This is a genomic window from Streptomyces sp. NPDC038707 (assembly GCF_040636485.1).
Lineage (GTDB): Bacteria > Actinomycetota > Actinomycetes > Streptomycetales > Streptomycetaceae > Streptomyces.
Genome location: NZ_JBEZUP010000047.1, coordinates 39,475 through 54,193 on the forward strand (window position 1 = coordinate 39,475; position 14,719 = coordinate 54,193).

Below are 14,719 nucleotides of genomic sequence, written 5' to 3' on the forward strand. Positions count from 1 at the left end.
CGCGTAACCGAATGTCAGTCCCTTCCGGCACGCTATCGGTGCAACCGCCATCGCAGAGAACTAGGACGATCCATGGCTGAGGTTCCCCCGCTGTGCGGGAGTGGCTGACTAGGGCCTGTCTCTCATACCTGACTTTGGGTTTGAGGAACGCGGAACTGGCCTCCGGGTAGTGCCGGAGGCCAGTTCGCTGTGGGTTCGTTGGCGGGGTGCCGGTCGCCGGGAGCTCAGCTGATGGCGTCCAGCATCGCTGCTTCGACGCGGTCGGCGGCGTTGCGGTGGCCGAGAGCGTTGGGGTGCACGAAGGACAGCTGGTCGGGGAGGGTGACAAAGCCCTCGACCCACTTGGTGTCGTCGCAGACGCTGTGGTTGCGGGAGGCGGCGTAGAGGTCGACGAAGCTGGCGGCTTCCTGGGTGCCGGTTGAGTTCGCGATGGCCTTGTTGAGGGGTTCCAGGACGTCATGACGCAGCCAGTCCAGGTCGCCCTGGGTGATCGTGCCGAACTGCGTCAGGTCGCCGAAGCCGCACTTGGAGGTGTCCTTGGGGATGACCGTGGGGTAGCCGACGGCCAGGATCTTCGCGTGCGGGGCGCGCTCGTGGAGCACGGTGAGCATCCGGTCGTACTCCTGGTGCACGTTCTTCAGCCGGGCCGAGATGCCGGCGGCCAGGGCGTCCTTGCACGGGGTGCCCTTGCCGTCGCTTTCGCCGCCCAGGTTCGAGCACTTGGTGAGGAAGTCGGCGAAGCCGAGGGTGTTTCCTCCCACGCCGACGGTGATGACGTCGGTGTCGGGGCCCACCGCCTCGGACTGAGGAGGCACCGGGGGGAAGGGGTAGTCGGGGTCCTCGGAGATGGGCGGCAGGTGACGGCCGATCGGGTGCTGGGGTGTGTCGGTGACGTTCTCGATGGTGGCGGCGCCGCAGCTGACGTTGGTCAGCTCGAAGAGACCGCGGAGGTCGCGGTCGATGACCTGGGGGTAGGAGCGGTCGGTGCGGTCGCAGCCATCGCGCGGGATTTCGAAGATGTTGCCCGCGGCCCGGATCACCCCGGCGGTGTAGGAGTCACCCAGGGCGACCCACTGCTTCGTCTCGGCCGCGGCGGCGGGTTGGGCCCCGGCGAACTGCGCGGGGGCAAGAGCGCCGGCGGCGAGGGCTGCGGCCGAGCCGAGCAGGGCCAGACGAGTGCGCAAGCGTGCCACGAATCCTCCAGGGATGCGGGGTTGGCGTTGCTTTGACCATAGAAAGACAGTCACTCAGTGCACTAGATCCAATACAGTCAGTAGTCGGCGGGATGTGGGATGCGCCTGTGTGGGGGACTTAGGCTCGACCTGTCGACCGGGCGCGCTCTATTCGTGACTGCCTTGACGCGGCATTTGCCGAATACGGAGAGACCCCTGACTGGCTGGGTGATCACGGCCTGAGATGCACGTTCGTTGTGGCTGTCTTGTTCTCGATCACTGACAAGCTGAACCTCCGGCCGAGCAGGGCGGCGGACTACTCAGCACGTGACTGACACCGATGCTCTGCAGCCCTCTATCGGCGGGCCCATAGGAGGATGGCAGCGAGGTGGAGGGCGCCCTCGTAGGCGACGGCGAGTTTGTCACTACGCGAGGCCAGGCCGCGCCATTGCTTGAGCCTGTTGATGCATCGCTCGACCGTGTTGCGCTGCTTGTACATCTCGACGTCGAAAGCCGGTGGCCGCCCGCCGGTACGGCCTCGCCGCAGGCGGTGGCGGACCTGGCCAGAGGGCTGAGGGATGACTGCGCGGATCCCGCGCCGACGGAGATAGCTTCGGATCGCGCGGGACGAATACGCACGGTCCGCCAGGACGATGTGCGGTCGGGTCCGTGGTCTTCCCGGTCCGCTTCGAGGAACACGGATGCGAGCCAGGACGGCCTCGAAGGCTGGGGCGTCACCTGCCTGGCCTGCGGTGACACGGAGGGCTAAGGGGCGTGCACGGTCGTCGCTGGCGAGGTGAACTTTCGTGCTCAGGCCGCCACGGGAGCGTCCGAGCGCGTGGTCTTCGGGCTCGGCCCCTCCTGGCGCACCTTCTCTCCTGGCTCCGGCGGCGTGCTGGTGCGCCCGGCAGACGGTGGAGTCCACCGATACGGTCCAGCCGATGTCATCAGTACCGTCGGCTGCTGCCAAAAGCGCAACGAGAATCCGCTCCCAGGTGCCGTCAACGGCCCACCGCATCAGCCGTTTGTGAGCGGTCTGGAACGAGCCCAGTTCGCCCGGCAGGTCCCGCCAGGGCGAACCGGTGCGGTACTTCCACACGATGGCCTCCAGGGTTCGACGGTGATCGGCCCACCGCCGACCGCGAACCGGATTAGCCGGCATCAGCGGCTCGACCCGCTGCCACATCACATCAGTGATCACTAACCGGACGGACACATCCGATCAACCGACGAGCAGGTCAAAGAGACACGCTCTAGCTGGTCAGAGCGGGTTGACGTGGTTTCAGGTTCACTTGTTCGGCCGCTGCCTGGTCGGCGTAGTGCTTCTCCTCGTACTCGATCGGGCTGAGGTAGCCGAGCCGTTTCTGGATGCGGCGGGGGTTGCAGAAGCCGTCGAGGTACTCGAAGAGCGCGAGGTTCGCTTCGGCCCTGGTGGCGAAGACGCGGCTGCGGATGCACTCGGTCTTGACGACCATCCACAGGTTCTCCGCGAGAGCATTGTCGAACGAGTCGCCGACCGAGCCCATGGACGCCTGGATACCGGCCCTGACCAGACGTGTTGTGAGCTTCACGGATGTGTACTGACAGCCGTGGTCGGCGTGGTGAACGAGCTCGCCGGGGGCGACTTCGCGGCTGGCCAGGGCATACTCCAGCGAGGTGAGGACCAGGTCCGCGTCCGCGCGGGCGGAGGTCTCCCGGGCCACGACCCGGCGGGAGAACGCATCCCGGATCGCGGACAGCCATAGCGGCCCCTCCCCGGTGGGGATCATGGTCAGGTCGGTGACCCACAGCCGGTTCGGCCCGCTCGCGGTGAAGTCGCGTTGCACGAGGTCAGGGGCCGGATCGGCATCCGGGTCGCGGCGAGTGAGGCCCCTGTCCCGGCGGGGGCTGATCCCGGCGGGGCCGGCCTGGCGCATGAGCCGCTCGACGCGCTTGCGGCCGACGTGGACGTCCTCACGCTTGAGGACGGCGTGCACGCGGGGTGAGCCGTAGATCCCGCCGGACTCGTCGTGGACCTGCCGGATCCTGCCCGTCAGCTCGGCGTCCCGGAGGCGCCGCTCGCACGGCTCGGTCTCGGCCCGGCGCCACCGGTAGTAGGTGGAGGAGGGGATGTTCAGTTCCCGGAGTACGGGCTCGACCCCCAGATGCGGGTGTTCGTCAACGAGCGCCGTCACCTGGGCCGGGTCGGGTCGAGCTGGGCCGCGAAAAAAGCCGAGGCCGTCCGCAGGACCTCGTTCGCACGCTTGAGCTGGGCATTTTCCTTGCGCAGGGTGGCAAGTTCCTCACGCTCGGCGGTGGTGAGCATGTCACCTCGCTCGCCGGCATCGGCCTCGGCCTGGCGAATCCAGTTGCGCAGGGCTTCGTGGTGCACGCCGAGTTCTTCGGCCAAACGGCGGATCACGGGCTTCGGCTCGGAAGCGCGGTACATCCGCACCGCACGCTCACGCAACTCCAGCGGGTACTTCCTCGGGGCAGGCATCGTCAGAGCTCCTCTCGTGAGCCCCATCTGACCTACTGTCACCTATCCCCGCATCTCGGGGGAACCCCAAACGAAGCCGAGCAGCTCAGGCAACGATTTCTGACTGGAGTACTAGCGGCGGCCGGGGAGCACGCCCCGGTGGCGCCTCCGGTCACCGTGGCAGAGCCGTGCGCCACCACCCACCGAACCCGTCGCGGATCCGACGCTTCCTCTCGCTCAGGGGAGCAGGGTGTCGACCCGCACCAGAGCAAACCGCGGGGCCTGTTGAGCGAGGCGACCGTGCATGGCTGAAAAAGCGATTTCCGATCGGATAGTGACTGGTAGAAAAGAGATGTAGCCGATTTCTTTTATGTCGCGTCCGGGCCGGGTGGCGCCTCCGCGCCGGACGTACCCGCGGCGACCCCGCCCTGGTCGCCGTGCACCCCGTCCTCTGGCGCCGACCTCGCTCGTGGTCCGGTCGGCGCCCTGTTCGTACGTACGCGCCGCACCCGGCCGCTACGGGACGTCACCAGCGGCTCGAGGCGGCTCGCACACCCCGCGGTTCCGCCGGGCTTCCTCGTTCCGACCGCCTTTGCGAGGACGGAGAGAGGACCCTGACGCGCACATCGGCAGCCGGGCGTGACCGGCCGGGTTCCTGCGGGCCCTTGGGAGAAGCGGTGAAGGAGGGACCGTCGTGTCACGCCGTCATGGCGACAACGCCGCGCTCCGGGGCCTGTTGAGCGAGGCGGGCATGAGCGCTGCGGAACTGGCCAGAAACGTCAATCGCCTGGCGGCCGGCGAGGGCCTGACACTGCACTACGACCGCACCACCGTCGCTCACTGGCTCTCGGGATCACGTCCCCGTGATCCCGTCCCCCAACTCGTGGCCGAGGTACTGACCCGGGGCATCGGCCGGCTGGTCAGCGTTGCGGAGACCGGCCTGGCCGGCGCCCGTTCACAGGCATCCGGCGACGGATCGGACGAGGACCGCGCCGATCCCCTGCTGCGCCTGGTGACTTTGGCCAGGACGGACGTCGATCCGGTACGCCGTGTGCGGCTGGCGCGCTTGGTGTTCCGCCAACACGGCGTCCCGGACACGGACATCCGGGACATGCTCGAAACCCCCGGCCCCGCCTCGCTGCGAGGTGGGATCGGCGGCCCAGACGTGCAGCGGGTCCGGTTCGTGATGTCCCGGTTCGCCGTCGGCTGGCCGCGCTACGGAGGCGGTCACGCCCGCGCGGCCCTGGCCTCCTACCTCGGCGACGACATGGGCCGCCTGCTGGCGCAGCCCGCGCCTTCGGCCGAGCGACGGGCGCTGCTGTCGGCTGCGGCCCAACTCGTCCATGTCCTGGGGGACATGTCGGCGGACGCCGGCCTTCAGGGGCTCGCCCAACGGTACTACCTGATCGCCCTCGACATCGCCGCCGGAGCCGGGGACAGCCGGACACGCGCCATCACGCTGAGGGCGATGAGCGTCCAGGCGGTCCGTCTGTCAGCGCTGCGGCACGCGGCCGACCTCGCCGACGCGGCGGTCACCTCGGCCAGGGGGCAGTCCGGTGACCTTCAGTCGTTCGTCCTGGCGCAAAGGGCCTACGTGCGGGCCCTGGCAGGCGAACGCCGCGGCGCCTACCGGGACCTCGACGATGCCGAACGGCAGCTTGGCTCCTCCGTCGTTCACGACGATCCCTTCCTCCGGTACCCGAGAGCCGGCTTCGCCTACCGCAAGGGACACACCCTCCACCGGCTCGGAGACACGGAGCCCGCTCTGGACGCCCTGCGGTACGCGGCGGCACGGCGTCCCCTCCATGAACACCGCACCAGGGCACTCGGTCAAGCGCGCCTGACACTGGTGCTGCTGGGGCAGGGGCGGGTGGACGAGGCATGCGAGACGGGCCGGCTCTTCGGCGAGGAACACCGCTTCCTGCGTTCCCATCGTTCCTCGCTCATGCTGCGGGAGATACGGGCGCGGCTCACGCCGTACCGGCGGGTGCCCGAGGCGGCGGACCTGCTGCAGCGCCTCGCGGCGCTCGCCCGCACGACGCCCGGCCCCTGACTCTCCTCCGAAAAGGCCCGTCGCGGCAGCGGCGCGCGGAAGGACGCCTGTCCGATCCGTCACCACGCGACGACGGGCCACGGGTGCGCCCGCGCCCGCAAGCCCGGCGTGTTCCCGAACACCGCGTGCGCGGCGGGCGGGTCCGGACGGCGCGGCCCCGGCAGAGCGCGCGGTTCGCGGCTTCTCCCCGCCGCCGTCGAACGAGGGAGCCGATAGGGCCGCATCGACGCGTCACCCGCTGAACCGGAGGCCACCGGACCGCGTCCGGCGTCGCCCCGTCCGGCGTCGCCCCGTCCGCCGACGAGGGGTTCGAGGCGGGTCAGGCGGGCCCGTCGGAGCCGGTCCCCGCTCCGCCTTCCGCCCCCGACGCCGCCTGTCCCCCGCGCGGTTGCCCGGCCCGGCCGGTCTCGGACGGACCGGCGTGCGCGTGGCGGCGCGCCCGCTCGGTCGTGGCGGCGCGCAGGGCGAGGCCGGCGACGCGGTCGAAGAGCGGATCGTTCATGGGACCACCCTGTGATGCAGGACAGACGACCGCGCGGTGTGGGGAGCCGTACGGGTGAGGGGGCCGCGCGGGGGCTGACGCGGGGCGCGCGTTCAACGCGTTCACGCTTCATCGGCACCGTGCGGGTGTGCGCCGCACGCCCCCGGGGAGCCGGTACAGGGTCCGAAGGAGTGCCGCCCGGCGCTCCGCCTGGGTGCCGGGGCCGATGGGGCGTGGGTGACATGTCGGCATGGCCTCTGCAGGGAAGCGGCGGGTGCCCTTTCGCCCTCTCCCCGTCGGCGTGACGGAGCGTCCGGAACGGAGTACCGGCCATGACCATGCAAGAACAGGTGAGCGGTGCGGGACATACGGGAGCGAGGCCCGGCGGTGTGCACCGCGCCCGCCGGACGGCGGCCCGCGACGCGGTGTACGGACCGCCGCCGGGCTTCGGCGGGGCCGCGGACCGTCGCGGCTCGTCGGTCTCCGCTCGCGGCCCGGACGGCCGGCGTCGTGCCTGACGCGACCCACGCCCGTCACGACATGTCGTCCCTGATCCGAGGAGTCCCCTCCATGCCTGCCACCGAGTTCATCGACACCGTGGGAATCAACCTCCCCGAGCACCTGAGTGCCAACGAGTTCCTTTCCCTCGCCCGCGAGGGGATGATCGAGGAGAAGCACCTGCGGAGCTTCGCCCTCGCCGAGTTCCAGTCCCAGGAGGCCGAGTTCACGGCGTACGGCCTGTTGCTGGCCCGCTACCCGCACGAGGTGCCCGGCGGGTTCTTCTCCTTCGTCGCGCACGAGCTGATGCGGGCCCGGCACCGGATGGTGAACGGTCTCGCGCCCGCGCTGCGCCTCTCGCCCGACGAGATGCGCCGTGCTCCCCGCCTGGAACCGGTTCGGCGCTTCACCGAGTTCATCTCCTGGGTCGCTCTGCACGCCGGAGCGGCGGAAGCCGCTCTCGTGGCACGCACCGACTTCACCCTGTGGTGCAACACCTGCGCCGTTCTGGCCGACGTGCTGAGCGAGGCGAAGCAGGTTCCCGAGGCCGCGATCGAGTACATCGGCGCCTACCGCGAGAACCCTCCGGAGGTGGCGGACGGCGTCCTGGAGGTCATCGAGTACGGCAGGGCGTGCGACGAACCCGAAGAGTGGATCACGCGCAGTGCGGTGCGGATGGAACCGGCGCTGCGGTCCTGGTGGCGGGCGGTCGCCACGGCCGGATGAGGGCCTCGGGAACGAGCACGGTCGGGCGGGGTCACGTACGGGAGGAAGTGGATATGGGCCGCGAGGTCGGACGAGTGGCATTCACGGAAGAGGAGTACGCACGGTTCCGCGTCCGCCTGGCGGACTGCCTCACCGCGCTGGAGAAGCTGGTGGTCCGGCCCGGGTTCGGACAGGTGCCGAGCACGTTGGGCGCCGAACTGGAGCTGTCGCTCGCCGGGCCGGACGGCCGTCCCGTTCCGGTGAACGCGGCCGTACGCGAGGGACTGGGTGACGACGGTCTCGCCCTGGAAGTGGCCCGCTTCAACCTCGAGGCCAACCTGGAGCCGGTTCCTCTGCGGGGGCGTCCGTTCACGGAGCTGGCCGCGCAGGCAGCCCGGACGCTGGCGCGGATCACCGCCTGGTCGCTGCCGCGCCACGGCGCCCGGGCGGTACCGATCGGGACGCTGCCCACGCTGATACCGGCCGACCTGACGGCACGGGCGCTGACCGACCTGCCGCGCTACCACGCGCTGGAACGCGCCTGGGCCCGGCGGCGTCCCGCACCGTTCCCGCTGTGCGTGGGGGACGGCGAGCAGGGACTGCTGCGGGCCGAGTCCGTGGCGGTCCAGGGCGCGGCCTGTTCCTGGCAGGTGCACCTGACCGTGGCCCCGGACCTCTTCTGCCCCACGTACAACGCCGCCCAGCTCGCCACCGGACCGGCTCTGGCCGCCGCGGGCAATTCGCCCTTCCCGCTGGGCCGGCGCGGCTGGCAGGAAGCCCGTATCGCGGTGTACGAACAAGGCTTCGGGGAGCGTGGTGCGAGCTGCCGCGGGACTTCACGGCCGCGGGTCGGTTTCGGGCACGCCTGGCTGCGGGGTGGTCCGCTCGCGGCGTTCGAGGAAGCCGTACGCGGCTACGACGTCCTGCTTCCGGCGGTTCCCCCGGCCGAGGACGTAGACGTCTCGCCGGACGGCTGCCCCTCGCTGGAGGAACTGCGCCTGCACGTGAGCACCGTGTGGCCGTGGAACCGGCCGGTGTACGACCCGGTCGGACACCTGCGGATCGAATTCAGGGCACTCCCCTCCGGGCCGACCCCGCTCGACATGGCGGCGAACACGGCGTTCCTCGTCGGTCTCACCCTCTCCCTGGCCGCCGAGGGCCGCGATGTGGCCGGGGAGCTTCCCTTCTCCCACGCCAGGGAGAACTTCTACCGGGCCGCGCGTGACGGTCTGCGGGCGAGCCTGTGGTGGCCCTCACCCGGCTCGGCGCCCCGGAGACACGAGGCGGGCGCCCTGGTGGAAGAGCTGCTGCCGCAGGCACGGGAAGGACTGGTCAGGGCCGGGGTGGACGCCGCCGAGGCGGATGCCGTGCTGGACCTGCTGGACCGCCGGACGGCGTCGGGCCGTACCGGGGCGTGGTGGCAGCAGCGGACACTGGAGGCACTGAGCCGACGGGAGCAGCGCGCCCCGAACACCGACCGGGAGACGGCCGGGCTCACCGCCACGGCACCGGAACGAGACGTGATCCCGCCCGCACCGGGAGGCGCCATCGCGATGCGGACGGCCGGTCAGGCCGGACGGACCGGTGACAGGGGCGCACGCGTCACCGGTGCCGGCCGGCCCGACCCGCTCCTCGAGGAGCTGACGGTGCGCTACGCCCGGCTCGCCGAGGCAGCCCGCCCCGTGCACACCTGGAACCTTCCCGCCCTTCCCCGACGGAGTCAGCGATGAGCCCCGGCACACCCCCGCCCGCCAGCGACTTGCAGGTCGACTTCCCCTTCGACTACGCCGCGCACGTCGGTGGCGGCCGACGCATGGGACGGCTGCCCGAGAGGACCGCGGGCGCGCGCGTCGCCGTGATCGGAGCGGGCGGCAGCGGACTGGCGGCCGCCTACGAGCTGCTGCGAGCTGGCTGCCGGCCCGTCGTGTACGAGGCCGAACGGAGCCAGGACGGGCCGGGGGGCCGGCGTCTGGGCGGCCGCATGTACAGCCGGCGACTCGACGAGGCGGACAGCGCCGTCGTGGAACTGGGCTGCCTGCGGTTCCCCGAATCGGCACGGCTGCTGCGCCAGTACGGTCACACGTTCGGCGTACGGCTGGAACCCTTCCGTGACAACTACGCGGCTCCCACGCCGTTGACCGTGCTCGACGTCGACGGCCGGCAGTACCCGGCGAGGAGCCTGGAGGACCTGTACGACCTCCACGAGGAGTTCCGCGAGGCGCACACACACTGGCAGCAGGCGCTTGCCCGCATCGGTTTCCTCCAGATCCAGCGAGACCTCGCCGCCCGTGACCTCACCGCGGTGCGCCGCCGCTGGCGCACGGTGCTGACCAGGTTCGAGAGGTGGTCCTTCTACCGCTTCCTGCGCGACCCGGAAGGCGCGGACCTGAGCCATGACCAGGCACGACTGCTGGGCACCGCCGGGATAGGACCCGCGGTCTGGGACTCCTTCTTCGAGCTCAGCGTGATCGAGATCCTGCGCCTGCTGCTGTGCACCGAGGGAAGCGGACTGCTGTACGCGCCGGACGGCGTCAGCCGCCTGGCCGAGGGCTTCTGGGCACACCGCACCACCGGCCCCGACGGGCGTACCCACAGCCTGGAGGCCGCCAACGAGGGTGCGTTGCGTCCCGCGGTGCGCGCGATCGACGTCGAACCGGACGCCGCTCGCGGGGTCGTGGTGCACAGCGAGGACGGGCGCAGCGAACGGTACGCGGCCGCCGTGTTCACCCCCCAGCTGCGTCTGCTGGAGACCGGCGTCGAGGTGCGTTCCACCGCCGCTCACACCCCCGCGCTCGGCCCGCGCCTGTGGCGGGCCATCCGCCGGCTGCACTACTGGCAGTCCTCCAAGACCGCGCTCGTGGTGGACAGTCCCTTCTGGGAGGGAACGTCCATGGACGGGGTCACCCTCACCGACCGGCTGCCGAGGGCCGCCTACACCGTGGACTACGGCCCACCGCGCGGACCCGGGGGCCGGCGCGGTGTGGTGGACCTCAGCTTCACCTGGGCGCAGGACGCCATGAAGGTGGCACCCTCCGCCCCGGAGGAACGTCTCGCCCTCTTCGTCCGCGATCTCGCCGCCATCCACCCCGAGGTGGCGGACGAGCTGCGCGCCCACACCGACACGGCGGCGACGGTGACGGTGTCGTGGGAGGACAAACGCAACTTCCGCGGTCTGAGCCGCTTCTCGTGTCCGGGCGACCACCCCTACCAACGTGATCTGTTCGCCCACTTCATGAAGGACTTCAACGGCACGGCGGCCGTACCGGGAGAACCGCCGAACGCCCTCTTCCTGGCCGGTGACGACACCTCGTGGTCCCCGGGCTGGCTCGACCACGCGCTCGCCTCCGGCCTGAACGCCGCCTGGGGAGTCCTGCGGCAACTCGGCGCCCGGCCGGAACCGGGCAACCCCGGACCCGGCGACCTGTGGGACGACCCCCGGTACACACCGCTCACCGTTTCCTGACCAAGGACACCGCCAGGCACTCGAGGTGCCCTGCCCACAGTGGCCGGTCCCCGCCCGCCCGACCCGCCCCCGCACCGCCGTCCCGGAGGTATCCATGCACGCACCCCCCGTCAGAGACCTGCTGCTGCGGCCCGACCGCGTGTGGGACGCGGTCGCGGACACACCGGTGGACGGCCTGTCCGTCCTCGTACACGACGGCCGGATCGCCGAGATCGGACACGACCTCCCGGCCGGCCCGGAGACGGACGTCGTCGAGATGCCCGGCTGCACCCTCCTGCCCGGGTTCATCGACTGCCACGTCCACCTCCTGGACGAAGCCGCGGAGACGGCACCCGCCGCCTACCAGACCCTCACCGCGGTGCCCGTCCTGCGCGCACTGCTGCACCGCGGCTTCACCACCGTACGGGACCTGGGCAGCGCCCACCTGCCTCTGAACGTGTCCTTGCGCCGGGCGGTCGAGGACGGCCTCGTCGAGGGACCTCGCATTCTGGCGGCGCCCAACATCCTGTCGCCCCGCGGAGGCCACGGGGACAAACAGCCCGACCTCGCGCTGCGGTACGGGCACCAGATCGGCACACTGGCCGAAGGCGTCGAAGGGCTGCGCCGCGCGGTGCGCGAGCAGTCCCGGGCCGGCGCCGACTGGATCAAGTTCGCGGGCGGTGGCGGTTTCTCCTCACCCGTGGACAGCCCCACCAGCACCTCGTACTCGAGCACGGAGATGCACGCCATCGTCTCCACCGCCGGCGATCTGGGACTTCCCTGCGCGGCGCACCTCTTCACCGACCGTGCCATCCTGCGCGCCGTCGAGGCCGGAGTGCGCAGTGTGGAACACGGCTGCTTCGCCACCGCGCCGACCTACCGGGTGATGGAGGAGGCCGGTGTGTTCCTGGTGCCGACCCAGTACGCCCAGACGTACTTCCTCGACCGGCTGGACGACGACGACTTCTGGGACGGCTCCACGGCGACCGTCCGCGCCAACTACCGGGCACACGCCCAGGCACTGCGCGAAGGACTGCTGCGTCCCGCCCGGACGAACGTGAAGACGGCCTTCGGCACCGACGCCGGGATGTTCCCCCACGCGGAGAACTGGCGCGAGTTCCCCACCATGCTCGCCCACGGATACACCGCCCTGCGTGCCCTGAGGGCGGCCACCTGCGTCGCCGCGGACCTTCTCGACCGCCCCGACCTGGGCACGATCACCCCCGGCGCCACGGCCGACCTCGTCGCTCTCGAAGGCGACCCGTTCGAGGACATCACCGCCACCGGCCGCAGCCGGTACGTCTTCCAGCGGGGCCGGATGGTCACCGGACCGTCCGGCCCCGTCCCGGAGGCTCCGCGCCCGGTGGCGCCCCGCCCCTCATCCCACCGATCGAACACGGGAGATCACATGAAGGCCGAACAACTCATCGAAGCGATGAAACCGGATGTCGAACGGTTCGTCAGCGGGAACCGGCTCGTCGAACTCGCCCGCACCGGGGAGATAGACACCGAACACTTCAAGCGCATCGTGCTCGCCGAGTACCAGTGCCAGGAAGCCGAACTCTCCACGTACGCGCTGCTGGTGTCCCGGCACCGCCACGAGATCCCGGCCACCCTGTTCTCCTTCGCCCTGCACACCATCGCCACCGCTCGCGGGCTGCTGCGCGAAGCCGCCTCGTCCGTCGGCCTCACCGGTGGCGACATCCCGCCGGTACCGGTCGACCAGGGTCTCTTCCGAGTCGTGCGCGACCTCACCTGGATGGGCACCCAGGCAGGCCCCGCCGAAGCCGCCCTCTACCTCCACACGGACCTGTCCACCTGGTGCACCCTCTTCTCCGGCCTCGTCTCCGCCGCACGCCGGCTGCCGGACGTCCCCCGTCCCGTCCTCACCTACATGGAGAGCTGGGGCGACCGGCCGCCGCCCGAGGTCGCCGAGGGAACTCTCCGGGTGCTCGAGTACGGCCTCGACCGGGGAGAGGAACCGGACCGCGTCCTCCACACCGCCCGGCAGCTGGGGGTGCTCGTCGAACCGTACTGGTCCTATGTCGCCGGGGGTTGAAGGGAGGGGGCACCGCCGCGGCTACGGCCTCCGGCGTCCCCCGTGACGCGTCCGGTGCCGTCCACGCCGCCCGTCGGTGCCGCCGTCCGGCGCCACGACCCCGGACGGCGGGATTTCACCAGCGACAACTGCTCAGGTGCCCACCCGGAGATCCTCTCCGCGCTCCACGTGGCCAACGGCGGTCATCAGCAGGCCTACGGCATGGACCGCTACACGGCTCACCTGGAGGACACCTTCCGCCGTCACTTCGGGCCCGACGCACAGGTGTTCGCCGTCTTCAACGGAACCGGAGCCAACATCATCGCGCTGCAGGCCGTCACCAGCCGCTGGGGAGCGGTGATCTGCGCCGAGCAGGCCCACCTGAACGAGGACGAGGGGGGTGGTCCGGAGCACATGGCGGGGCTGAAGCTGCTCGGCGTGCCCGCCGTGGACGGCAAACTGAGCCCGGAAGCGATCGACAGGACGGTGGCGGAGGCGAACGACGTGCACTCCGCCCCGCCCCGGACCCTTTCCCTGGCCCAGGCCACGGAACTGGGTACCTGCTACACCCCCGCGGAGATCCGTGACCTGACCGCCCGTGCGCACGCCCATGGCCTCGCCGTGCACATGGACGGCGCGCGCCTCGCGAACGCGGCGGTGTCCCTGGGAGTCCCCCTGTCCGCCTGCACGACGGACGCGGGGGTCGACATCCTGTCCTTCGGCGGCACGAAGAACGGACTGCTGTTCGGGGAATGCGTGGTGGCCCTGCACCCGTCCCGGGTGTCGGGCATGCCGTACCTGCGCAAACGCTCCGCGCAGCTCGCCTCCAAAATGCGTTTCCTCTCCGTCCAGTTCGAGGCGCTCCTCGACGGGGACCTGTGGGAGCGGAACGCGAGGCGCGCGAACGCCATGGCCACACGGCTGGGAATCCACCTGTCCCGTGTGGAGGGAGTGGCGGTCAGCCGTCCGGTCGAGTCCAACGCGGTGTTCGCGACGCTGCCTCGGGCGGCCCGCGCCCGCCTTGCGGACCGCTACACGCTCTACCTCAATGACGAAAGCCGCGGCGAGGTACGGCTGATGTGCTCCTACGACACCACGGAGGAGGACGTCGACGACTTCGCCGCCGCTGCCGAGGCGGCGCTCAGGCGGGCCTGAGCCGCAGCCGCCGACGGTCACGTGCGCCGTGTCGCCGAGCCGCGTCACACGGCTCCGGCCTGCCGGGGCGTGCGCGAACAGCCCGCGCACCGGACCCGGTTCACGCGCCCACGACCTGACATCACCGACGTCGTCACCCACAACCGCACCAGCGGCCGGCTCGCCCCCCTTGTCGCGAACACCGTCGCGGCAGTGGGGCGGGAGACGCCCCCACACCGGTGGATCACACCGCACGGGCAAGTTAGATTTGCGCCCCTCAGAGGGATTGATGGTGCCATGAACAGCTCTAGCCCATCCGGCGTCCTCTCACCGTGTTTTCCTCCGGAGACGCGCAGTGCACCGCTGGCCCGGCGGTTCGTGCGGTCCGCGTTGCGTGGTGTCGCGCCGGAGGTGGCGGACACCGCCGAGCTGCTGACCAGTGAGCTGGTGACCAATGCGGTGCTGCACGCGCGAACCGAGGTGGAGGTGCGGATCTGGTCACACGAGGGACAAGTGCGGGTGCGAGTCGGCGACGCGCGCCCGGACCGCCCGCTCGTGCCGCGGGAGCCCAGGCCGTATGCCGGTACGGGGCGGGGCCTTGCCGTGGTCGAGGAGCTGGCCTCCAGCCATGGAGCCCACGTCGGGGAGGGCCGCAAGACGGTCTGGTTCGAGCTGTGGCCCAAGGCCCCGGCGCCGCCGACGTCCGGGTGGGAGTCCGTGCCCACGCGCGGCCGAACC

Annotated in this window: 12 protein-coding genes; 7 read left to right on the plus strand and 5 right to left on the minus strand. The window is 70.9% G+C overall.

Translation table 11 applies throughout. The features are described from left to right. Nucleotides 1-224: 224 nt before the first annotated feature. The 4 genes from AB0E62_RS36675 to AB0E62_RS36690 all read right to left on the minus strand — a co-directional run bounded on the left by AB0E62_RS36675 (nucleotide 225) and on the right by AB0E62_RS36690 (nucleotide 3,651). Complete coding sequence (locus AB0E62_RS36675) at nucleotides 225-1,193, minus strand: SGNH/GDSL hydrolase family protein (RefSeq protein WP_362204288.1); 969 nt, start codon at nucleotides 1,191-1,193, stop codon at nucleotides 225-227. A gap of 334 nt (nucleotides 1,194-1,527) precedes the next feature. Next, nucleotides 1,528-2,388, minus strand: coding sequence for an IS5 family transposase (locus AB0E62_RS36680; RefSeq protein ID WP_362204291.1), 861 nt, complete (start codon nucleotides 2,386-2,388; stop codon nucleotides 1,528-1,530). Nucleotides 2,389-2,425: 37 nt separating this feature from the next. Next, nucleotides 2,426-3,346 carry an IS3 family transposase gene (locus tag AB0E62_RS36685; RefSeq protein WP_362204294.1) on the minus strand — a complete coding sequence of 307 codons (921 nt, stop codon included), beginning with the start codon at nucleotides 3,344-3,346 and terminating at the stop codon, nucleotides 2,426-2,428. Continuing rightward, nucleotides 3,343-3,651, minus strand: a complete 309-nt coding sequence (locus AB0E62_RS36690; RefSeq protein WP_362204297.1) for a transposase — start codon at nucleotides 3,649-3,651, stop codon at nucleotides 3,343-3,345. The genes AB0E62_RS36685 and AB0E62_RS36690 overlap by 4 nt, the downstream gene beginning before the upstream one ends. Before the next feature lie 673 nt (nucleotides 3,652-4,324). Here AB0E62_RS36690 and AB0E62_RS36695 point away from each other — a divergent pair. Beyond that, complete coding sequence (locus AB0E62_RS36695) at nucleotides 4,325-5,683, plus strand: hypothetical protein (protein WP_362204300.1); 1,359 nt, start codon at nucleotides 4,325-4,327, stop codon at nucleotides 5,681-5,683. A 319-nt stretch (nucleotides 5,684-6,002) separates the two neighbouring features. Here the strand turns inward: AB0E62_RS36695 and AB0E62_RS36700 are convergent, their stop codons facing one another. Then, a complete protein-coding gene (locus tag AB0E62_RS36700; protein ID WP_362204303.1) occupies nucleotides 6,003-6,185 on the minus strand; it encodes a hypothetical protein in 183 nt (60 codons plus the stop codon). A gap of 549 nt (nucleotides 6,186-6,734) precedes the next feature. Here AB0E62_RS36700 and AB0E62_RS36705 point away from each other — a divergent pair. The 6 genes from AB0E62_RS36705 to AB0E62_RS36730 all read left to right on the plus strand — a co-directional run. Next, nucleotides 6,735-7,388 (plus strand): hypothetical protein, encoded by a 654-nt coding sequence (locus AB0E62_RS36705; protein WP_362204306.1) that lies wholly within the window; start codon nucleotides 6,735-6,737, stop codon nucleotides 7,386-7,388. Between the two features lie 74 nt (nucleotides 7,389-7,462). Continuing rightward, nucleotides 7,463-9,097 carry a glutamate--cysteine ligase gene (locus AB0E62_RS36710; protein WP_362204309.1) on the plus strand — a complete coding sequence of 545 codons (1,635 nt, stop codon included), beginning with the start codon at nucleotides 7,463-7,465 and terminating at the stop codon, nucleotides 9,095-9,097. After that, entirely contained in the window at nucleotides 9,094-10,830 is a 1,737-nt protein-coding gene (locus AB0E62_RS36715; protein ID WP_362204312.1) for an FAD-dependent oxidoreductase, read from the plus strand. The genes AB0E62_RS36710 and AB0E62_RS36715 overlap by 4 nt, the downstream gene beginning before the upstream one ends. Before the next feature lie 94 nt (nucleotides 10,831-10,924). After that, nucleotides 10,925-12,868: an amidohydrolase family protein gene (locus AB0E62_RS36720; RefSeq protein WP_362204315.1), complete on the plus strand. Its 1,944-nt coding sequence runs from the start codon at nucleotides 10,925-10,927 to the stop codon at nucleotides 12,866-12,868. A 42-nt stretch (nucleotides 12,869-12,910) separates the two neighbouring features. After that, nucleotides 12,911-14,002, plus strand: coding sequence for a low specificity L-threonine aldolase (locus AB0E62_RS36725; protein WP_362204318.1), 1,092 nt, complete (start codon nucleotides 12,911-12,913; stop codon nucleotides 14,000-14,002). A gap of 276 nt (nucleotides 14,003-14,278) precedes the next feature. Further along, on the plus strand, nucleotides 14,279-14,719 hold a 441-nt coding region (locus AB0E62_RS36730), incomplete at its 3' end, for an ATP-binding protein (RefSeq protein WP_362204321.1).